At 68.0% G+C, this 20,095-nt stretch carries 17 protein-coding genes and 1 pseudogene; 11 read left to right on the forward strand and 7 right to left on the reverse strand.

The features are described from left to right. The first annotated feature begins 55 nt into the window (after positions 1-55). Complete coding sequence (locus tag HWX09_RS05860; RefSeq protein WP_027782738.1) at positions 56-2,275, forward strand: TonB-dependent receptor; 2,220 nt, start codon at positions 56-58, stop codon at positions 2,273-2,275. Between the two features lie 109 nt (positions 2,276-2,384). Here HWX09_RS05860 and HWX09_RS05865 read toward each other — a convergent pair whose 3' ends face one another. From HWX09_RS05865 to HWX09_RS05875, 3 genes are read right to left on the reverse strand one after another with little or no spacing between them, the layout of a single operon-like run. Further along, a complete protein-coding gene (locus HWX09_RS05865) occupies positions 2,385-3,407 on the reverse strand; it encodes a DUF2891 domain-containing protein (RefSeq protein ID WP_027782737.1) in 1,023 nt (340 codons plus the stop codon). Between the two features lie 19 nt (positions 3,408-3,426). Then, positions 3,427-4,377 (reverse strand): DUF979 domain-containing protein, encoded by a 951-nt coding sequence (locus tag HWX09_RS05870; RefSeq protein ID WP_027782736.1) that lies wholly within the window; start codon positions 4,375-4,377, stop codon positions 3,427-3,429. After that, a complete protein-coding gene (locus HWX09_RS05875; protein ID WP_027782735.1) occupies positions 4,374-5,063 on the reverse strand; it encodes a DUF969 domain-containing protein in 690 nt (229 codons plus the stop codon). The genes HWX09_RS05870 and HWX09_RS05875 overlap by 4 nt, the downstream gene beginning before the upstream one ends. Positions 5,064-5,330: 267 nt before the next feature. On the opposite strand from HWX09_RS05875, the gene HWX09_RS05880 reads away from it, so the two are divergent. The 4 genes from HWX09_RS05880 (at position 5,331) to HWX09_RS05895 (ending at position 8,373) form a co-directional block, all read left to right on the forward strand. Continuing rightward, entirely contained in the window at positions 5,331-5,555 is a 225-nt protein-coding gene (locus tag HWX09_RS05880; RefSeq protein ID WP_027782734.1) for a hypothetical protein, read from the forward strand. A 152-nt stretch (positions 5,556-5,707) separates the two neighbouring features. Then, positions 5,708-6,049 carry a hypothetical protein gene (locus HWX09_RS05885; RefSeq protein WP_155257316.1) on the forward strand — a complete coding sequence of 114 codons (342 nt, stop codon included), beginning with the start codon at positions 5,708-5,710 and terminating at the stop codon, positions 6,047-6,049. 199 nt (positions 6,050-6,248) lie between these two features. Then, positions 6,249-7,253 (forward strand): chemotaxis response regulator protein-glutamate methylesterase, encoded by a 1,005-nt coding sequence (locus HWX09_RS05890; protein WP_027782733.1) that lies wholly within the window; start codon positions 6,249-6,251, stop codon positions 7,251-7,253. A gap of 67 nt (positions 7,254-7,320) precedes the next feature. Further along, complete coding sequence (locus tag HWX09_RS05895) at positions 7,321-8,373, forward strand: PleD family two-component system response regulator (protein ID WP_027782732.1); 1,053 nt, start codon at positions 7,321-7,323, stop codon at positions 8,371-8,373. A gap of 23 nt (positions 8,374-8,396) precedes the next feature. Here HWX09_RS05895 and HWX09_RS05900 read toward each other — a convergent pair whose 3' ends face one another. Further along, complete coding sequence (locus tag HWX09_RS05900) at positions 8,397-10,646, reverse strand: EAL domain-containing protein (protein WP_027782731.1); 2,250 nt, start codon at positions 10,644-10,646, stop codon at positions 8,397-8,399. 478 nt (positions 10,647-11,124) lie between these two features. On the opposite strand from HWX09_RS05900, the gene HWX09_RS05905 reads away from it, so the two are divergent. Both HWX09_RS05905 and HWX09_RS05910 read left to right on the forward strand, forming a co-directional pair. Next, the gene (locus tag HWX09_RS05905) at positions 11,125-11,847 is read left to right on the forward strand and encodes a haloacid dehalogenase type II (protein WP_027782730.1); all 723 of its coding nucleotides are present in this window, start codon (positions 11,125-11,127) and stop codon (positions 11,845-11,847) included. Between the two features lie 172 nt (positions 11,848-12,019). Next, positions 12,020-12,901, forward strand: coding sequence for a hypothetical protein (locus HWX09_RS05910; RefSeq protein WP_230469085.1), 882 nt, complete (start codon positions 12,020-12,022; stop codon positions 12,899-12,901). A 90-nt stretch (positions 12,902-12,991) separates the two neighbouring features. Here the strand turns inward: HWX09_RS05910 and HWX09_RS05915 are convergent, their stop codons facing one another. Then, positions 12,992-13,951, reverse strand: a complete 960-nt coding sequence (locus HWX09_RS05915; RefSeq protein WP_027782728.1) for a LysR family transcriptional regulator — start codon at positions 13,949-13,951, stop codon at positions 12,992-12,994. A 158-nt stretch (positions 13,952-14,109) separates the two neighbouring features. Between HWX09_RS05915 and HWX09_RS05920 the strand changes: the two genes are divergently transcribed. The 3 genes from HWX09_RS05920 (at position 14,110) to mmsB (ending at position 17,989) form a co-directional block, all read left to right on the forward strand. Next, on the forward strand, positions 14,110-15,429 hold the full coding sequence (locus HWX09_RS05920; protein ID WP_027782727.1) for an MFS transporter: 1,320 nt from the start codon (positions 14,110-14,112) through the stop codon (positions 15,427-15,429). A 119-nt stretch (positions 15,430-15,548) separates the two neighbouring features. Then, positions 15,549-17,075 carry a CoA-acylating methylmalonate-semialdehyde dehydrogenase gene (locus HWX09_RS05925; protein ID WP_027782726.1) on the forward strand — a complete coding sequence of 509 codons (1,527 nt, stop codon included), beginning with the start codon at positions 15,549-15,551 and terminating at the stop codon, positions 17,073-17,075. Positions 17,076-17,098: 23 nt separating this feature from the next. After that, the gene (gene mmsB, locus HWX09_RS05930; RefSeq protein WP_027782725.1) at positions 17,099-17,989 is read left to right on the forward strand and encodes a 3-hydroxyisobutyrate dehydrogenase; all 891 of its coding nucleotides are present in this window, start codon (positions 17,099-17,101) and stop codon (positions 17,987-17,989) included. A gap of 115 nt (positions 17,990-18,104) precedes the next feature. Here mmsB and HWX09_RS05935 read toward each other — a convergent pair whose 3' ends face one another. Continuing rightward, positions 18,105-18,437 (reverse strand): hypothetical protein, encoded by a 333-nt coding sequence (locus tag HWX09_RS05935; protein ID WP_027782724.1) that lies wholly within the window; start codon positions 18,435-18,437, stop codon positions 18,105-18,107. A 224-nt stretch (positions 18,438-18,661) separates the two neighbouring features. Then, positions 18,662-18,987, reverse strand: a pseudogene (locus tag HWX09_RS05940) (c-type cytochrome); the annotation flags it as partial. 301 nt (positions 18,988-19,288) lie between these two features. On the opposite strand from HWX09_RS05940, the gene HWX09_RS05945 reads away from it, so the two are divergent. Continuing rightward, positions 19,289-20,050: a DUF4397 domain-containing protein gene (locus tag HWX09_RS05945; protein WP_027782722.1), complete on the forward strand. Its 762-nt coding sequence runs from the start codon at positions 19,289-19,291 to the stop codon at positions 20,048-20,050. Positions 20,051-20,095 lie beyond the last annotated feature (45 nt).

Genomic DNA, 20,095 nt, shown 5'->3' on the forward strand with positions numbered 1-20,095 from the left:
CCCCGCCGCCATCGAGAAAACGCACCGATCACCGAACCTTCCGCTGCTTCCCGATATGCCTGCCCAGTTCAAGACGAGGCCTCGCACCCTCGTATCGGCACTGACCTGCTCCGTTTTCCTGACGCCGCTGCTCGCCTCCGCCGAAACCGCTCCCGCCTCCGTTTCCGCCGCCGACGTACCGGCGCCGCTGCCGACCATCGCCGTGCAGTCGTCCGCGCTGTCGGACATGCAGATGAAGCGCTCGCCCTCGTACAAGTTCACCGCGCCGCTGCTCGATACGCCGCGCTCGGTCACGGTGATCCCCGAGCAACTGATCAAGGAAAAGAACGTCACATCGTTCGCGGACGCGCTGCGTTCGGTGCCGGGCATTACGTTCCTCGGCGGCGATGCGGCCGCGAACCCGTCGGCCGACCGTCCGGTGATCCGCGGCTTCGAATCGCGCAACTCGATCTTCGTCGACGGGATGCGCGACTCCGGCTTGCAGAACCGCGAGACGTTCGCGGTCGAGCAGATCAGCGTGATCAAGGGCCCCGATTCGGTCTACGCGGGCCGCGGCTCGGTGGGCGGCAGCATCGACATCGTCACGAAGACGCCGCAGAACGACAACTTCATCAACAGCAGCATCGGCTTCGGCACCGACGGCTACAAGCGTGCGACGGTCGACGCGAACCGCAAGATCAACGACACGACGGCCGTGCGCCTGAACGTGATGGGGCACGACGCGAACCAGGCCGGCCGCAACGACGTGTACAACAAGCGCTGGGGCGTCGCGCCGTCGATCGTGTTCGGGCTGAACACGCCGACCACGGTCACGGTCAGCTATTACCACATGAATTCGTACGACATGCCGGACTTCAGCGTGCCGTTTCGCGCATCGGGCGGCACGCCGGTGCCGACCGATCGCGGGCAGTTCTTCGGGCTGAACACGCGCGACTATCGCTACGGACAGACCGACACCGGCGAAATTCGCGTCGAACACAAGATCAACGACGCGTGGAAGCTGAGGAACACGACGATGTTCGGCCGCTCGACGCTCGATTATGTCGCGACGAACCCGCAGATCCTCGCATCGAACCCGGCCATGCTCGGGCTGCAGGCGAAGAGCGGCAAGTACGCGCTCAACGGCTTCTCGAACCAGACGGAAGTGACCGGCAGCGCGAGCCTGTTCGGGATGAAGCACACGATGACGGCCGGCGTCGAGTTCAGCCACGAGCAGGCGCGCTACGAGGGTTATCTCGTGTCGGATTCGGCCGGCAACAACATCCGCTCGAACAGCCCATGCGCGGTGGCCGGCAACTGCACGCCGCTCGCCGGCGGCTGGAACCCGAACAGGCCGTGGACCGGCAGCATCGTGCTGAACGGCGACAAGGGCTTCCCCGGCCCGACGACGAACACGCGCACCGACACCGTGTCCGCGTACCTCTTCGACACGGTGAAGCTGTCCGAGCGCTGGCAGTTCAACACGGGGCTGCGTTTCGACCGTTACGACACGACCGGCAAGCAGGCCGGCGTCGCCGACCTGTCGAACACGTCGAACCTGTTCAGCTACCAGTTCGGTCTCGTGTTCAAGCCGGTGACCAACGTGAGCCTGTACGCGTCGTACGGCACGTCGTCGAACCCGCCGGGCTCGAACGGCGGCCTCGGCGGCGGCACCGACCAGATCACCGCGACCAACCAGGACCTCGCGCCCGAGCGCGCGCGCAACATCGAGATCGGCGCGAAGTGGGACGTGCTGCAGGATCAGCTGTCGCTGACGTCGGCGCTGTTCCAGACCGAAAAGACCAATGCGCGCGTCAGCGATGGCCTCGGCCACACGGTCAACGCGGGCAAGCAGCGCGTGCGCGGTGTCGAATTCGGCTTCGCGGGCAACCTGACACCGAAGTGGCACGTGTTCGGCGGCTATTCATACCTGAACGCGATCACGACCGACGCCGGGCCCGGCAGCCCGGGCGCATCGGGCCTGCCGATGGTGATGGTGCCGAAGCACAACTTCACGCTGTGGACGAGCTACGACGTGATGCCGAAGCTCACGCTCGGCGCGGGCGCGACGGTGATGAGCCAGACCTATGCGTCGGTGTCGGCGACGACGAAGAAGTGGACGCCCGGCTATGCACGTTTCGACGCGGCCGCGACGTGGCGCGTGAACAAGACGATGGACGTCCAACTGAACGTGCAGAACCTGTTCGACAAGCAGTATTACGCGAGCGCGTACCCGATCTACGCGACGTGGGCGCCGGGCCGTTCGGCGATGGTCACGCTCAACTTCTATCAGTAACGCCGCCGGCGACGGGCGGGCGTGACGCGCGGCGCGATGCGGCCCGAGCGGCCCAAGCGGCGCGTATAGCCGCGCGCCCAGGGCCTTGCCGCCGGCGTGGTTCCGCGCGCTACGCGTCCAGCGCGAGCAACGCGAACGTCGCGAGCCAGTGTTCGCCCATGTAGTCGCCGGCCACGTGCGCGAGTGCGCTCGCGAGATGCCGGTCGGCCGCGTCGAGCAGCTTCGCGCGCCGTGCATCGCCTGCCGGCAGCGCGCCGGCCAGCGAGCGCTGACACCACGCGCGGCTCAGGTTCAGCCCGTCGAGGTGTGCGATCTTGCCGTCGCTGCGGTCGCTGACGGTCGCCGGCTCGAACAGCGTCGCGGGCTCGCCGAGCGCCAGATCGGGCAGGAAGCGCGCGAACCAGCCGTCGAATTCGGCGGCCGGCAGCACGCGCCGCATCAGTTCGGCTTCCATCAGCGCGGGCGACAGGAATTCGTCGCCCGACGGCTCCCACGCCTGGCATGCGACGTCATTCAGGTGCCAGCGCTTCGCGGCATCGACGATCAGCGCGGCAAGCCCGTCGCGCTGCGTGTCGCGGGCGAAATCGAGCGCGAGCGCCAGCGCGAACGCGGTGTTGAAGTGCGTGCCGACACGCAGCGGATAGGTCGCTTTCGGCAGGAAAGTCTCGAAGCGCGACACGAACAGGTCGGCCAGCGGCGCCATCGTCTTCGCCCAGCGCGCGGCCTGCGGCAGCACGCCCTTCAGCGCGAGCCGCTCGAGCTGCGCGGCGAGCGCGAGCAGCCACGCCCAGCCGTACGGCCGCTCGAAGCCGGCGTTGTGCGGCAGCGCGAGATACGCGCGCTCGCCGGCGACGTTCGCGTCGGTGAAATGCGCGTCGACGATCGCGACGATGCGTTCGGCTTCCGGCAAGGCCGGGTAGCGTTCGAGCACGCGCAGCACGAGCCAGTAGCCGTGCACGCACGAGTGCCAGTCGTAGCTGCCGTAGAAGATCGGGTGCAATGCGCGCGGCCCCTGCACGTCGTGCGGACCTTCGAGCGCATGCGTGAGCTTGTTCGGATATTCGCGGGTCAGGTGTGCAAGCGCGAGCGACGCGAATTTCGACGCGAGTTCGGGGGTGAGTCGGTCGGTCATGAGGATCTCGTCCATCGAGTCAGAAGCGGAATACGAACGCATACATCAGCAGCGTGTTCACGGCCAGCAGCAGCACGGCCGTCGGCCACTGCACCTTGATCACGCCGTTCTTGTCCTTCAGTTCGAGCAGCGCCGCCGGCACGATGTTGAAGTTCGCGGCCATCGGCGTCATCAGCGTACCGCAGAAGCCGCTCAGCATCCCGATCGCGCCCATGATCGCCGGGTTGCCGTGGAACTGGTGGACGATCAGCGGCAGGCCGATGCCGGCCGTCATCACCGGGAACGCGGCGAAGCCGTTGCCCATGATCATCGTGAACAGCGCCATGCCGACCGTGTAGGCCGCGACCACCGCGAACGGCGAATCGATCGGCACCCACTCCTTCACGAGCCCCGACACCACCCCGCCGACGCCCGCGACGGCGAACAACGCGCCGAGCGCCGCGAGCATTTGCGGCAGGATCGCGGCCCAGCCGACCGCATCCATCGTATGACGCGCTTCCTTCAGCGCATGCACGGGCGAATCGCGCAGCATCGCGAGCGCGACGACGAACGCGACGATCGTGCCGAGCACGAGCGAGATCAGCGTCACGCTCTTCGGGTCGACGAACGGCACGAGTTTCAGCGCGAACGTGCCGATCAGCGTGACGACCGGAATCAGCAGCGCGGGCAGGAACAACCGGTTGCCGAAGCGTTGCGCGAGCGTCTCGCGCCGCACGGCCGCCGCTTCGCCGGCCTCGTCCGACTGGCCGCGGCCGAGCTTGCCCGAACCGGCGATCAGCGCGAGTGCGATCGCGAGGCAGCCCATGACGAAATGCGGCAGCAGCGCGCCGAACAGGAACGTGACCGCGTAGACGGCCCAGAACGCGAAATTGACGACGCGCCGCGGGTTCGTGCGGTCCGTCAGGTTGAAGTAGGCGAACGCGGCGAACATCAGCCCCGCGAGCGTGTACAGCGATTCGAGGCCGATCATCGCGCGCCCTCCTGCTTCACCAGGCCGAAGCCGCGCGCGAGCCGGCGGTCGAGCAGCGCGAGGCGCGTGCAGTGAATCAGCAGCGCGGCGATCGCGGACGGGATCGCCCACACCGACAGGTGCAGCGGCTCGATGGAGATGCCGTTCTGTTCGAGAAAGCCCTTGATCAGCAGGATCGACTGGATCGCGATGAAGATGTCCTCGCCGAAGAACACGGCGACGTTGTCGGCGCCCGACGCATGCGCGCGGATCTGCTGGCGCACCGACTCGGGCAGCTCGCCGTGCCGGCTGACCGCGGCGGCCTCGGCCATCGGCGCGATCAACGGCCGCACCATTTGCGCGTGGCCGCCGAGCGACGTGAGACCGAGTGCGGCCGTCGCCTGGCGCAGCACGAAGTACAGCATCAGCACGCGGCCCGTGGTGGCCGCATGCACGCGCGAGATCATCCGCTTCGCCTGCTCCTTGAGCCCGTTGCGCTCGAGCAGCGCGATCACCGGCAGCGTGAGCCAGATCAGCCCCATGTAGCGGTTCTCGGCGAACGCCTTGCCGAACGCGCTGACGATGTCGACGAGATTCAACCCGCCCGCCAGCCCTGTCGCGAGCCCCGCGATCGTGACCACCAGCAGCGCATTGAAGCGCAGCGCGAAGCCGATCACGACGATCGGCACCCCAATCAGCACCAGCATTTCCCCTCCTTGTGTTGGACGCGCGGCACGCCGGCAACGCGCTGTCGGCCCGGTTTGCATCGGGCTCGGTCGGCGAAAATCTAACACGAGACTTTATCGATAAAAAGTCGACGATTTGCCGGTTCGGGTAAACGTTGAAGCCGGCGGATACCGTGCCCGCGCCGTGTGTCGGCCGCATTTCGTCGGACGAATCGGGCCGGCCCGCGTGGCGCAGCTCCGCGCCGCCGACTACACTGAAAAGCATCCGCAACGTACGGGAGAGTCGCCATGATTGACGTATTCCAGACCATCGGCAGCCGCGCGTTCTCCGCTCATCTGGCGAAGGACGGGATGGTGACGCTGATGGAGCAACGCCATGAAGTCGACCGCGTGACGCTCGCGACCGCTTATGCCGCGCTCGTCGAGGAAGCCGAGCAGGAAGGCGACCTGCGCGACGCGACGGTCGAAGGGATGATGCGCGCACTGATCCAGGGCTACGCGCGCAGCCATTGACGGTGCGGCGCGTCCGCTGCCTTCTACGGCCCGATACGGCCTCTACGCGGCCGGCGCGCCCGTGCCCGCGCCCGTACCGAAACCCCCCGGCCCTCGCGCGGTTGTCGGTAGCCGGCCTGCGTGAAGCGCCTCGGCAAGTTCGCCACCGCGCCGTGGCTGGCGCGATCGCGTTCCGTCATGAAGGCTTCGACCTCGTCGCGGCCGGCAAATATCGCGCTGAAATAACGCTCGCGCTCCGCATCGCGTTCGACCGGACGATCGCGATAAAACGACGCGTGCCCGCTTTCGCCGTCGATCCTCTACAGCAAACAGCCGTCGCGCCCGATCACGATCGGTGCGAACGGGGCGCGGCGCACGACGAGCAGGGTTTCAGGCGCGCTCATCCGGTTCTCCCCTTTCTTTTTGTCGATGCCGGCACGGTAACATGCGGACTTTTGCGGCCTGTCCGGACAGGATCGACTGGCCCGCTTGCAGGCAATGCGGCACAGTCATAGAGGAAACGCACTGAAACGGCATCATGCGCACATTTTTCGATTGCCGCCGCCCGCGCTGCATGACAGCATTCGGGCGTCGTCAACCAAAAGAATGCCGCGCCGTCCGGCCGCCGATGCCGCCCGGCAGCGCCGAACAGGCAGCCCCCTCCATGAACCCGGCCCACCTCCAACACTACGAACCGACCGGAGAATTCCGCTTGTGAACATCGGCATCGTCAACGACCTCCCGCTTGCCGTCGAGGCGATGCGCCGCGCGATCGCGCGACGGCCCGAGCACCGCGTGCTGTGGGTCGCGACCGACGGCGCGCAGGCCGTCGAACTGTGCGCCGCGCAGCCGCCCGACATCGTGCTGATGGATCTGATCATGCCGAAGTTCGACGGGATCGAAGCGACGCGGCGGATCATGCGCTCCGAACGACCGTGCGCGATCCTGATCGTGACGAGCTGCATCGGCGCGAACGCGTGGCGCGTGTTCGAAGCGATGGGCGCCGGTGCGCTCGACGCGGTCGACACGCCGCAACTCGGCGACGGCGCCGCCGGCGACACGACGAAACTGCTGCTCGCGAAGATCGACCAGATCGGCCGCCTGCTCGACGTGCCGGGCGGCACGCGCGTCGCCGGCGCGGCCGCGCGCGGCGGCGGCGGCCCGCTGGTCGCGATCGGCGCCTCGGCCGGCGGCCCCGGCGCGCTCGCGTCGATCCTCGGCAGCCTGCCGGCCGATTTCAATGCGCCGATCGTGATCGTGCAGCACGTCGATCGCGCGTTCGCCGAAGGCATGGCGCAATGGCTCGACGGTCAGACCCGGCTCGCCGTGCGCGTCGCGCGCGAAGGCGACCGCCCGCAGCCGGGCGTCGCGCTGCTCGCCGCGACCGACGATCATCTGCGCATCACGCGCGCCGGCACGCTCGAATACACGCGGGAACCAGCCGCCACACCGTATCGACCGTCGGTCGACGTGTTCTTCAACAGCCTGACCGAGCACTGGTCCGGCCGCGTGATCGGCGTACTGCTCACGGGGATGGGACGCGACGGCGCGATCGGCCTGAAGGCGCTGCGGATGAAGGGCTACCATACGATCGCCCAGGACGAGGCGACGAGCGCGGTGTACGGAATGCCGAAGGCGGCCGCGACGCTCGGCGCGGCGCGTGCGATCCTGCCGCTCGGGCGCATCGCGGGCGAGCTGGCGGCGCTCGCGCGGATCTGAGCCCGACGATGACCGCGCGCAACGCCCATGCCTGCCCCTGCAACGACCGCAACGATCCGCATCGCCCATGACGATTGACCTGACTCGCCCGCCGGGCGGCCCGACCGCGTCGCCCGCCGACACGCCGGCGATGGTGTTGCTGGTCGACGACCAGACGATCGTCGCGGAGGCCGTGCGGCGCGCGCTCGTCGACGAGGAAGGCATCGACTTCCACTACTGCCCGCGCTCGGACGACGCGATGGCCACCGCGATCGAGACGCGCCCGACCGTGATCCTCCAGGATCTCGTGATGCCGGGCATCGACGGGCTGAGCCTCGTGCGGGCGTACCGCGCGAATCCGGCGACGCGCGACGTGCCGATCATCGTACTGTCGACGCAGGAAGAACCGGTGATCAAGAGCGCCGCGTTCGCGTCCGGCGCGAACGACTATCTGGTCAAGCTGCCCGATCGCATCGAGCTCGTCGCGCGCATCCGCTACCACTCGCGCTCGTACATGAACCTGCTGCAACGCGACGAAGCCTACCGTGCGCTGCGACAGTCGCAACAGCAACTGCTCGAGGCCAATCTCGAACTGCGGCGCCTCACGCACTCCGACGGCCTGACCGGGCTGGCGAACCGGCGCTATCTCGACGAATACCTGGCCGCCGAGTGGCGGCGCGGCACGCGCGAGCGCAGCGAGCTGTCGCTGCTGATGATCGACGTCGACAACTTCAAGCTGTACAACGACACGTACGGGCACGTGTCGGGCGACAGCGTGCTCAAGCAGATCGCGTCGACGATCGAGCGCTGCCTCGGGCAATCGGGCGATCTCGCCGCGCGCTTCGGCGGCGAGGAATTCGCGGTCGTGATGCCGGCCACGTCGCCGGGCGCCGCGCGGCTGCTCGGCGAGAAGATCCGGCTCGCGGTCGAGGCGCTGCGACTGCGGCATGCGCATTCGTCGACGGGCAACCACACCGTGACGATCAGCATCGGCGGCGCGAGCATCGTGCCCGCGCCCGGCCTGCCGACGACACTCCTGATCGAGGCGGCCGACCGCGCGCTCTATCGCGCGAAGCACGAAGGCAAGAACCGGGTCGAGATCGATCCGCCGCCGGGCGCCGGCGGGTTCGGCGCGCGCTAGCGGGACACCAGGCGAGCGCGCGCTTATGCGGCGCCTAGCCGGCGCGCGTAGTCGTTCGCGTCCAGCGGGCGGCTGAACAGATAGCCTTGCTGCATGTCGCAGCCGATCTGCTGCAGGAACCACGACTGCGCCTGCGTCTCGACGCCTTCGGCCGTGACCTTCATCCCGAGCGAATGGGCCATCGCGACGACCGCCTGCGTGATCGCGACCGAGTCGTGATGATCGGGCACGCCCGACACGAACGAGCGGTCGACCTTCAGGTTGTGCAGCGGAAAGCGCTTCAGGTACGCGAGCGACGAATAGCCGGTGCCGAAATCGTCGACCGAGATCCGCACGTTCATGTCCGCGAGCGCTTCGAGCATCGGCAGTACGGTATCCGTGTCGTTCATCAGCACGCCTTCGGTGATCTCGAGTTCGAGCGCGGAGGGATCGAGCCGCGTTTGCGCGAGACAGCGGGCGACCGATTCGACGAGCCCTTCGTGAAACTGCCGCGGCGACAGGTTGACGGCCAGCATCAGGTCCGGCGCGATCGTGCGGCGCCACTCGGCCGCCTGCCGGCACGCGGTTTCGAGCACCCACTGGCCGATCGCGACGATCAGCCCCGTGTCTTCCGCGACCGGAATGAATTCCGCCGGCGACATCGGCCCGAGCTCGGGGCTCGTCCAGCGCAGCAGCGCCTCGGCGCCGACCGTGCGGCCGCTGCGCGCATCAACGACCGGCTGATAGGCGAGCCGCAGCATGTCCGACGTGAGCGCGCGCCGCAGCGACTGCTCGATCGCGAAGCGGCGCTGCAGCCGCAGGTTGAGCTGGGCGGTGAAGAACGTGAAGTGGTTGCGCCCGCGCTGCTTCGCGTCGTACATCGCCGAATCGGCGTTGCGCATCAGCGTCACGGCGTCGTCGCCGTCGCGCGGCGCGACGCTGATCCCGATCGATACGCCGAGCCAGTATTCGTTGTTCGCGACCGCGAACGGCTTCGCGATCGCCTCGATGACCTCCCGCGCGAGCACCGCGAGACGCTCGGGATCGTCGCAGTCGTCGACGAGCATCACGAACTCGTCGCCGCCGACGCGCGTGAGCGCGTAGCGGCCGTCCGCGCAGGCCGCGAGCCGCGCCGCGACGCTGCGCAGCAGTGCGTCGCCCGCGTCGTGGCCGGCCGTGTCGTTGACCTTCTTGAAGCCGACCAGATCGATGAACAGGATCGCGACGCGCGCGGGGCCGGCCGCCGCATCGTGCTCGCCGAACAGCTCGCGCATGCGGTCGCCGAGCCAGCGGCGGTTGTAGAGGCCCGTCAGCGCGTCGCGGGTCGCGAGATACCGCAACTGCTGCTGCGCTTCGCGCACGGGGCCGATGTCGTTGAACGACACCAGCACCGAGTCGGCCTGCGTCTCGCCCGGCTTCACGATCGGCACCGCGTTGCCGCGCACCCAGATGATGTCGCCGTCCGCGAGGCCGAAGCCGACCGTGTAGCCGAGCTGCGGCGTGCCCGTCAGGAGCGCGATCCGGCTCGGCCAGTCGTCCGGCGCGATCGGCGTGCCGTCTTCGTGCAGCTTGCGCAGGATCACCGTCGACAGCCGGCGGCCGACGGGGTCGCGCTTCACGCGCATCATCCGGTTCGCGCTCGGATTGCTCGCGACCACGACGCCGTCGCGCGACACGACGAGGATCCCTTCGTTGAGGCTGTTGACGACGAGCCGGTGATGTTCCTCGCTGCGCGCGAGCTGCCGCGCGATCCGGTCCTGGTGCACCGCGAGGCCGACGCTGTTGCCGATATCGCGCAACAGTGCGGTTTCCTCGTCGCTCGGGCAGCACGGCCAGTGGTGATAGATGGCGAACGCGCCGAGCACGACGCCGGCATCGTCGATGAACGGCACCGACCAGCACGCGCGCAAGCCCACCGGCAATGCAATGGCGCGGTAGTCGGCCCACAGCGGATCGGTTTCGATGTTCTCGACGGCGACCATCCGGCGCTCGTACATCGCGGTGCCGCACGAGCCGGCCGCTGGCCCGATCGCCGCGCCGTCGATCGCCGCGCTGTACTGTGCGGGCAGCGACGGCGCCGCGCCGACGCGCATGTGCACGCCGTCCGTATCGAGCAGCAGGATCGTGCACGACGCGCCGTCGCCGAGCAAAGCCTCGGCACGCCGGCAAACTTCGGACAACAGTTCCGGCAGCGGCGTGTTGCGTGTGATCAGCCTCAGTACGCTCTGCTCGGATGCGAGGACTTCCGCAGCGAGCCCGAGGCTGTAGCGAGAACTTTGCGGTTCGGTATTCAAGATGAATCCTGCCGTCTGTCCGATCGGGTCTGATGCGCCCGATTCGTTATCGATTTCGTGCCCCTGTCCCGCTCCGGGTTTACGCCGATGCCCGGTGCGCCCCGTTTGCGCGCCGTGCCAGGACGCGCCGAAATGTATTTAACACCAATCCGTGACGATCGGCATACCTGCTTCCATCAGGGGATACGCTCGGTCGCCGCGAAGCTCGCAGGCGGCGGCCGGTGCGACGCCAGGTTGCTGCGCTGCACGAAGGCGCGGGCCCGCCGCCCGTCGATCCTTCCGGAGGGGCTCGGCCGGGAAATCGATCGGCACGCGCACGCGCGGCAGCAACCCGCGCCACGACGGGAATACCACGCCACGCATCGCGGCTTCCCGGGCCGCGTTTTCGTATCCGTGATTCAATGTCCGTCGAACCGACGTCGCGCCATCCGGCGGCACGGCGATGTGAACCCCGTCGAACGACCTTCACTGGATCACCATGACGAACCCTGCCGAAATCAAGGCGCTCGTTTTCGATGTCTTCGGAACGATCGTCGACTGGAGAAGCGGTGTCGCACGCGGCGCCGCCGCATTCCTGGAGCGCCACGCGCCGACGCTCGACCCGTTCGCGTTCGCCGATGCGTGGCGCGCCGAGTATTCGCCGTCGATGGAAGAAATCCGCAGCGGACGTCGCCGCTACGTGCGGCTCGACGTGCTGCATCGCGAGAACCTCGTGCGCACGCTCGACCGTTTCGGGATCGACGACGTGCCCGATGCCGACATCGACGCGCTCAATCTCGCGTGGCATCGGCTCGATCCGTGGCCCGATTCCGTCGCCGGGCTGCAGCGGCTGAAGCAGCGCTACATCATCGCGCCGCTGTCGAACGGCAATATCCGCCTGATGGTCGACGTCGCGAAACACGGCGGGCTGCCGTGGGACGCGATTCTCGGCGCCGAGGTTGCCCGCGCGTACAAGCCGTCGCCGGCCGTCTATACCGAAGCGGTCGAGATTCTCGGCCTCGCGCCGGCCGAGCTGTGCCTGGTGGCCGCGCACAACGGCGATCTTGCCGCCGCGCGCCGGCTCGGGCTGTCGACCGCGTTCGTGCCGCGACCGACCGAGCACGGGCCCGGCCAGACGACCGACCTGCAAGCCGACGATGCGTGGGATTTCGACGTCAGGGATCTGAACGAACTCGCGGATCGGCTGGGTTGCCCGGGTTGAATGCCGGGACAGGTGCGCGATCGCGGAGCGCTGCCGGCCGCGAAGCAGCGCCGGCGGAGCGGCGCGTCGTGCACAAACGCAGACGGCTGGTAGACTCCGCAAACCCTGTCCCTTTGCGGCCACCTGCCCCATGTCATCCCCCCTGCGTCTCGTCGAAGGCAAACTGACCGCGTTGCGCTTTCTCGAGCGCCCCGACCAGGACAGTGCCGGGAGCCGTCAGGTACCGCCCGTCGACCGCGAAGCCCGAAAGAAATCGCTGGGTTACTGGTTCACGCACAGCGCCGTGCCGATCATGGCCGCACTCACCGGCAACGGTGCCGCAGCCAATGCGCTGGTGTTTCAGCAAACCGATGAAGACCTCGTCCTGGCCCGGTTGAATGCCGCAGCCGACAAGGTCGAGCATCCGGCGACGTGGTCGTACGCGAACATGCGCGAGACCAGGACCTTCGTGTCGGCGAACGCATACGTGACCGTGGGGAAGAACGGCAAGATCCTGTTCGCGAAGCTTCCGGTCGAAATCGAAACAGGCGGCAAAACATACCGCGGGTTCCTTGGCGGCCAGTGCTTCGACGTTGGCGACGACGTGGTTGCGGTGGTCGATCGTCGCGGTCGCCTGCTCGCGCTGTCGTCCCCCGACCGGCACCGCATGGTCATGGATCATGCGTGCAGCGACACGGGGCTGGCCGGCCTGACGCGCGACCTCGGGCTGGCGTGGAAATGGTCGTTCATCGGCATGAACTGCTTTCTCGTACCGATCATGGCCCTGGTGCTATGGACCAGCGACGGCGGCTTTTCCGACCTGGGCCTCGATCTGGCCATGCTGCTGGGCGGACCGCTCACGGTGGGCATCCTGCTCGCGCTGCTCCTGGGCGTGCGGCTGTCGTGGTCCGACTGGCTGCCGGCGTGGCGCACGTCGAGCATCCTGAAGGCGCTGGGACGCGCGGATCTGTGCACGGTCGATTTCCTGGCTACGTGCACCGAGGCCGAACGCAACGGCCAGGCGCGCGACACGGATATCGGGCGAATCTACTACGCGCCCGCGGGCAAGGCCTAACGCGCCGACTCCATCGCGACCGCCTGCCCCTGCGCGGCTATCGCATCCAGTTCGATCATCACACCGCCGTCGCGACATGCCCGTCCACCGCTATTCCGGCTCGCCGAGGAATCGCAGCATCCCCGATTCTCCCGACAACAACGCCCGATTCGCGTCCGCCGCCGCACGCAGGTAGTCCCACAACGCGGTCACGCGCCGCAGCTTGCGCAGATCCTCGCGGCACGTCAGCCAGAAACACCGCGTGACGACCACGTCGTTCGGCAGCACCGGCACCAGCGCCGGCTGCGTGGCCGCCATGAAACACGGCAGGATCGCAAGCCCGCCGCCCTGCAGCGCCGCGAACAACTGCGCGATCACGCTCGTCGTGCGCAGCCCGGCCGTCGCGCCGGGCACCGCGCGGTCCAGGTACAGCAGCTCGTTGCTGAACGCGAGATCGTCGACGTAGCTGATGAACGCGTGCCGCGCGAGATCGTCCGTGCACGCGATCGGCGCGTGGTTCGCCAGATAGTCGCGCGTCGCATAGAGCCGCAACTGGTAGTCGCACAGCTTCGTGACCACGTAAGGCCCGCGTTCGGGCCGCTCGAGCGTGATCGCCAGATCGGCCTCGCGCTTGGGCAGGTTGACGAAATGCGGCACCGGCAGCAGGTCGACCGTCACGTGCGGATGCGCGGCGCGGAACCGCGCGAGCTGCGGCGCGAGAAAAAAGCAGCCGAACCCTTCGGTCGACCCGATCCGCACGTGGCCCGACAGCGCCGCGCCCGTGTTCGCGACCTGGTCGCACGCGGACTGCACGGTCGTCTCCATCGCATCCGCATACGCGACGAGCCGCTGCCCTTCGGCCGTCAGCGTGAAGCCGCCGGAGCGCGACTTGTCGAACAGCAGCGTGCCCATCGCGGCCTCGAGCGCGCGGATACGCCGCGCGACGGTCGTGTAGTCGACGCCGAGCCGCTTCGCGGCGCCGCTCGCGCGCTGCGTGCGCGCGACTTCGAGGAAAAAGCGCAGGTCGTCCCAGTTCAGGTTGCCGGAAACCGGCTCGGTGGCATGTCGCATCGGCGAGGGAAAAAAGGGCGGGCGTCTCCGGGCCGGCTATCGATATGCATAAATGCACATCCAACCGGTTTCTTTATCGGTACATCATGAATCTGCGCATAACTATACTCGACCGTGACCTGCGGACCACGAGCCGCGGCAACTACCACGGAGACACCATGCAGACCCGATCCACCCTCGATGAGCATGCGACAGTCGCGACGCCGGCCCCCGAGCGCACCGCGAAGCACTACCTGCTGGCCGGCTGGGCCAGCATGGCCGGCACGACGATCGAGTGGTACGACTTCTTCCTCTACGGCACGGCCGCGGCGCTCGTGTTCAACCGCATCTTCTTCCCGTCGCTGGACCCCGTCGTCGGCACGCTCGCCGCATTCGGCACGTTCGCGGTCGGCTTCATCGGTCGGCCGATGGGCGGCATCCTGTTCGGCCACTTCGGCGACCGCATCGGCCGCAAGTCGATGCTGATGATCACGCTGCTGCTGATGGGCGTGCCGAGCATGATCATCGGGCTGATCCCGTCGTACGACAGCATCGGCTACTGGGCCGCCGCGCTGCTGATCGCGATGCGCTTCCTGCAGGGCATGGCCGTCGGCGGCGAATGGGGCGGCGCGGTGCTGATGGCCGTCGAGCACGCGCCGAAGGGCCGCAAGGGGCTGTTCGGCAGCCTGCCGCAGACGGGTGTCGGGCTCGGCCTGATCCTGTCGTCGGTGGCGATGGCCGCGGTGGCCGCGCTGCCGGAAGCCGACATGCTGTCGTGGGGCTGGCGCGTGCCGTTCCTCGCGAGCATCGCGCTCGTCGGCCTCGGCTGGTTCATCCGCGCGAAGGTGCCGGAATCGCCCGACTTCGAGAAGATGCAGCGCCAGGGCAAGGCCGAGAAATCGCCGGTGACGGCCGCGCTGCGCCGCCATCCGCGCGAAGTGCTGACGATCGTCGGCGCGCGCGCCGCCGAGAACACCTGGTTCTACATGGTCGTCACGTTCGCGCTCGCTTACGCGACTCAGCAACTGCATCTGCCGAAGGCCGAGATGCTGCACGCGATCACGGCCGGCGCGGTGCTGTCGCTCGTCACGATGCCGCTGTGCGGGCATCTGAGCGACCGCATCGGCCAGCGCCGGATGTTCGCGATCGGCCTCGTGCTGATGTGCGCGTTCGCCGCGCCGTTCTTCATGATGCTCGGCACGCAGCAGACGTCGTACGCGTGGTGGGCGATCGTGCTCGGCCTCGGCGTCGTGTTCCCGATTCTCTATGCACCGGAATCGCTGCTGTTCGCCCAGCAGTTCCCGGCGGAAATCCGCTACAGCGGCATTTCGCTGTCGGTGCAGCTGGCCGGCGTGATCGGCGGCGGCTTCGCGCCGATGATCGCGACGTCGCTGCTCAAGGCCGGCGGCGGCCAGCCGCACTACGTGATCGCGTACCTCGTCGGCTTCGGCGTGTTCGCGCTCGTATGTACCGCGTTGATGCGCCCGGCGCGCGCCTAGCACGCCGGCCGCCTTCATTCGATTTCAGTATTTCAGTTCGACCTGCCGTCCGCCGTGGCCGCACGCCCGGCGGACACAGGCCACCGTTTTTCTTCGCACCACCGTTTCCGGAGAGTTCCATGAACGCCGCAGTTCCCCAGACCACCCTCGCCCTGCCCACCGCCAAGCTGCTGATCGACGGCGCGTTCGCCGATTCGCAAAGCGCCGAATGGGGCGACATTGTCAACCCCGCAACGCAGGAAGTCATCGGCCGCGTGCCGTATGCGACGCTCGACGAGGTCGATGCCGCGATCGCATCCGCGCAGCGCGCGTTCCAGACCTGGAAGACGACGCCGATCGGCGCGCGGCTGCGCATCATGCTGAAGTTCCAGGATCTGGTGCGCCGCAATCTCGAACGGATCGCGCACACGCTGACGGCCGAACAAGGCAAGACGCTGCCCGATGCGCAGGGCGACATCTTCCGCGGTCTCGAAGTGGTCGAGCACGCGTGCTCGATCGGCACGCTGCAGCAAGGCGAATTCGCGGAGAACGTCGCGGGCGGCGTCGATACCTACACGCTGCGCCAGCCGATCGGCGTCTGCGCGGGCATCACGCCGTTCAATTTCCCCGGGATGATTCCGCTGTGGATGTTCCCGATGGCGATCGTGTGCGGCAACACGTTCGTGCTGAAGCCGTCGGAGCAGGATCCGCTGTCGACGATGCAGCTCGTCGAACTCGCGATCGAAGCCGGCGTGCCGCAAGGCGTGCTGAACGTCGTGCATGGTGGCAAGACGGTGGTCGACCGCCTGTGCACGCATCCGGACATCAAGGCGATCTCGTTCGTCGGCTCGACGCGCGTCGGCACGCACGTGTACAACCTCGGCAGCCAGCACGGCAAGCGCGTGCAGTCGATGATGGGCGCGAAGAATCACGCGGTCGTGCTGCCCGATGCGCACCGCGAGCAGTCGATCAACGCGCTCGTCGGCGCGGGCTTCGGTGCGGCCGGCCAGCGCTGCATGGCGACGTCGGTCGTCGTGCTGGTCGGCAAGGCACGCGACTGGCTGCCCGATCTCGTCGAGAAGGCGAAGGCGCTGAAGGTCAACGCGGGCGCCGAGGCCGGCACCGACGTCGGCCCGGTCGTGTCGAAGGCGGCGAAGGAACGCATCCTTTCGCTGATCGACGCCGGCGTGAAGGAAGGCGCGACGCTGCTGCTCGACGGCCGCGACGTGAAGGTGCCCGGCTACGAGCACGGCAACTTCGTCGGCCCGACGATCTTCTCGGGCGTGACGACCGACATGTCGATCTACACGGAAGAAATCTTCGGGCCGGTGGTGGTCGTACTCGAAGCCGACACGCTCGACGACGCGATCGCACTCGTCAACCGCAACCCGATGGGCAACGGCGTGGGCCTGTTCACGCAGAGCGGCGCGGCGGCGCGCAAGTTCCAGAGCGAGATCGACGTCGGCCAGGTCGGCATCAACATCCCGATTCCGGTGCCGGTGCCCTACTTCAGCTTCACCGGTTCGCGCGGCTCGAAGCTCGGCGATCTCGGCCCGTACGGCAAGCAGGTCGTGCAGTTCTACACGCAGACCAAGACGGTCACCGCGCGCTGGTTCGACGACGACGCGACGGCCGGCGGCGTGAACACGACGATCGCGCTGCGCTGATGCAAGGCATGGGGAGCCACGACATGGAAATTGCATTCATGGGACTCGGCAACATGGGCGGCCCCATGGCCGCCAACCTGCTCAAGGCCGGCCATGCGCTGACGGTATTCGACCTCGACGCGCACGCGGTCGACGCCGCGGTGCGCGCCGGCGCGACGGCGGCCGCCTCGCCGCGCGACGCCGCGGCGCGCGGTGCGGTCGTGATCACGATGCTGCCGGCCGCGCAGCACGTGCGCGCCGTCTACCTCGGCGACGACGGCGTGCTGGCCGGCGCGCGCGCCGGCGCGACGCTGATCGACTGCAGCACGATCGATCCCGGCACCGTGCACGCGGTGGCCGAAGCCGCCGCGCAGCGCGACTTTCCGCTCGCCGACGCGCCCGTGTCGGGCGGCACCGGCGGGGCGCAGGCCGGCACGCTGACCTTCATGGTCGGCGCGGACGGCGCGCTGTTCGAGCGCATCCGCCCGGTGCTGCTGGACATGGGCAAGAACGTCGTGCACTGCGGCGGCACCGGCACCGGGCAGATCGCGAAGATCTGCAACAACCTGCTGCTCGGGATCTCGATGATGGGCGTGGCGGAAGCGATGGCGCTGGGCGCCGCGCTCGGCATCGAGCCGGCCGTGCTGGCCGGCATCATCAACACGTCGACCGGCCGTTGCTGGAGCGCGGACACGTACAACCCGTATCCGGGCGTGAGCGACACGGCGCCGGCCGCGCGCGGCTATGCGGGCGGCTTCGCGGCGAACCTGATGCTGAAGGATCTCGGGCTCGCGACCGAAGCCGCGCGCAGCGCGCATCAACCGGTCTGGATGGGCGCGCTCGCGCAGCAGCTGTATCAGTCGATGAGCCAGCAGGGGCTCGGCACGCTCGACTTCTCCGCGTGCGTGAAGCTGTACGAGGCGCAGCCCGCCTGACCCGCCCGGTCGTCGCCGGACGTGCGCCGACTCGCGATGTGCCCTGAACGGCATCGCGGGTCGGTTTGCATGCGGGGAAGGGAAACGCGGGCGGCGTAATCATGCCGCCGCTCGGTCAACCGCGCGGGTTCGACGCCGTCTCGAAGGTCGGATGGCACTCGAACGCGAGTTCGGAACGTGCGTCGATGCGGCGGCCGGCGGTCAGCGATTCCTGCTTCACGCTCGCGCGCATCCCGCGCTGCGTGCAGTAGTTGGTGGCTTCGCTGACGGCCTTCTCGTGGGCGTCGGCCCACGTCGTCGACACGCCGACCGTGCGCGTCGTCACGGTGTATACGTTCGGGTTCGACGTCGCGGTCACGTCGGAAGCAGTCGAACACGCGGCGAGCAAGCATGCGGCAGCCGCAATGGTCAACCATCGCAGGGTTCGGAAAGAGACTGGAATGGACATGGAAGGCAAGCGCACGCCGGGCGACGTGCATTGAGCAACATAGGCGACAGTATGCCTGCTCGATCGCCGGAGATCATGCCCCTTTCAGTGAACACATTGTTTCGAATGGTTAAACGATGGCCGAATCAGGCAAGATTTACAGCCGTCGCCGGCCATCGTTTTCGTCCGGCAGGTCATTCCGCCCGGCACGCCCGCCGGCCCGGGCGCTCACGCCGGCGCGACGGTCAATGCGCGCCTGCCTGCCGGATTCTCGCGGACGCTTGCGCGACGTTTCGCCACGCCGGCTGCCCCGGCGCGTAGCGAGCGCGAATGTATGCGGCAAGCTCGGCCATCTGGCGATCGTCGAACGCATCGCCGAAGCCCGGCATGTAGCCGCGCCGATCGGTGGCCGGCTGGTCGACCCGGTGGTGCAGCACGCGCAGCAAGTGGTCCGGCGTCGCCTGGCTGACGCTCGTGTCGAGTTGAGTCCCATCAGCGGACCCACGCCGCGATGCCCGACGCCGCCCGATTCCGCATGACAGGCCGCGCACGCCGCGTCGCACGCGCGCCGCTGTCGAGGCCGAGCGTCGCGATGGCTTCCGCTGCCTTTTTACAATCTCGCCGATCGCGCGGCCTGCCTCACGTTCTCCGCGTCGTCCCACGCACGCCGCCATCCCTGCGCATGCGCGCTTTTCGCCTCCGCGCCGCCGTCGCTCGCCGCTTTTTTCTCCGCACAGGCACGTCGATTGCGCCATCCCCGCGCCCGCCATCCGGTGGACAGCCATCTTCCTTCCATCCGGCGCTGCGCCCCGCGCGATTCCTTGCGCGGCGGTCCGGCATCGCAATGCAGGTTTCCTGAACGAGAGGACGACATGAAATCAATACGAACGATAGTGGCCCTGTGCTCGGTCATCTCCGTGCTCACAGCATGCGGCGGCGGCGACGACGCCGGGACCGAACTCGGCATCTCGAAGCCGCAGGCGCGCTTCATCAACGCGGTGCCGGCCGGCCCGAACCTCGACTACTACCTGAATGCGAAGATCGACCAGTCGGGCGTCGCGTACAAGGGCGTGACGCGCTATCACGACGTCGATTCGGGCACGCAGAACGCGAGCTACGACGTGTCGGGCACGACCTCGACCATTGCGTCTCAATCGTTCAGCGCGGCGAACGGTCACCATTACACGACGATCGCGCTGCCGAGCACGACGTCGCTGATCTCCGTCATCGACGATCCGTACGCCAAGGGCCTGCTGTCGGACAAGGCGCGCGTGCGCAGCTTCAACGCATCGCCGAACGCGCAGAACGTGGACGTCTACGTCGTGCCGCCGGGCACCGACATCACCACGCAAAGCCCGACGATGGCGGGCGCGGCCTACCAGAATGCCGTGCCGGCGACGACGCAGGATTCGGTCTACCTAAACGGCGGCACCTACCAGGTGATCGTCACGACGGCCGGCAGCAAGTCGCCGATCCTGAAGACCGCGCCGGTCAGCATCGGCAACAACGCCGACTGGCTGCTCCTGACGATTCCGTCCGGCGGGGTCGGCGACGTGACGCCGAACGATATTCACGTACTCGTCGCGCAGGGCAACAACGCCGATACGTCCGCGCAGGAACTGGGGCCGCAGTAAGGGCCGAAAACGGTTGCGGCGGCCGATGCAACATGCATCGGCCGC

It is taken from the genome of Burkholderia sp. BCC1208 (assembly GCF_902833095.1).
Classification (GTDB): Bacteria; Pseudomonadota; Gammaproteobacteria; order Burkholderiales; family Burkholderiaceae; genus Burkholderia.

Coding starts and splice junctions, on each gene's coding strand:
- HWX09_RS05915 (WP_027782728.1), bottom strand. CDS start 13,951: ATGCGACATGCCACCGAGCCGGTTTCCGGCAACCTGAACTGGGACGAC.
- mmsB (WP_027782725.1), top strand. CDS start 17,099: ATGGAAATTGCATTCATGGGACTCGGCAACATGGGCGGCCCCATGGCC.
- HWX09_RS05865 (WP_027782737.1), bottom strand. CDS start 3,407: ATGACCGACCGACTCACCCCCGAACTCGCGTCGAAATTCGCGTCGCTC.
- HWX09_RS05945 (WP_027782722.1), top strand. CDS start 19,289: ATGAAATCAATACGAACGATAGTGGCCCTGTGCTCGGTCATCTCCGTG.
- HWX09_RS05880 (WP_027782734.1), top strand. CDS start 5,331: ATGATTGACGTATTCCAGACCATCGGCAGCCGCGCGTTCTCCGCTCAT.
- HWX09_RS05905 (WP_027782730.1), top strand. CDS start 11,125: ATGACGAACCCTGCCGAAATCAAGGCGCTCGTTTTCGATGTCTTCGGA.
- HWX09_RS05860 (WP_027782738.1), top strand. CDS start 56: ATGCCTGCCCAGTTCAAGACGAGGCCTCGCACCCTCGTATCGGCACTG.
- HWX09_RS05925 (WP_027782726.1), top strand. CDS start 15,549: ATGAACGCCGCAGTTCCCCAGACCACCCTCGCCCTGCCCACCGCCAAG.
- HWX09_RS05935 (WP_027782724.1), bottom strand. CDS start 18,437: ATGTCCATTCCAGTCTCTTTCCGAACCCTGCGATGGTTGACCATTGCG.
- HWX09_RS05895 (WP_027782732.1), top strand. CDS start 7,321: ATGACGATTGACCTGACTCGCCCGCCGGGCGGCCCGACCGCGTCGCCC.
- HWX09_RS05870 (WP_027782736.1), bottom strand. CDS start 4,377: ATGATCGGCCTCGAATCGCTGTACACGCTCGCGGGGCTGATGTTCGCC.
- HWX09_RS05920 (WP_027782727.1), top strand. CDS start 14,110: ATGCAGACCCGATCCACCCTCGATGAGCATGCGACAGTCGCGACGCCG.
- HWX09_RS05875 (WP_027782735.1), bottom strand. CDS start 5,063: ATGCTGGTGCTGATTGGGGTGCCGATCGTCGTGATCGGCTTCGCGCTG.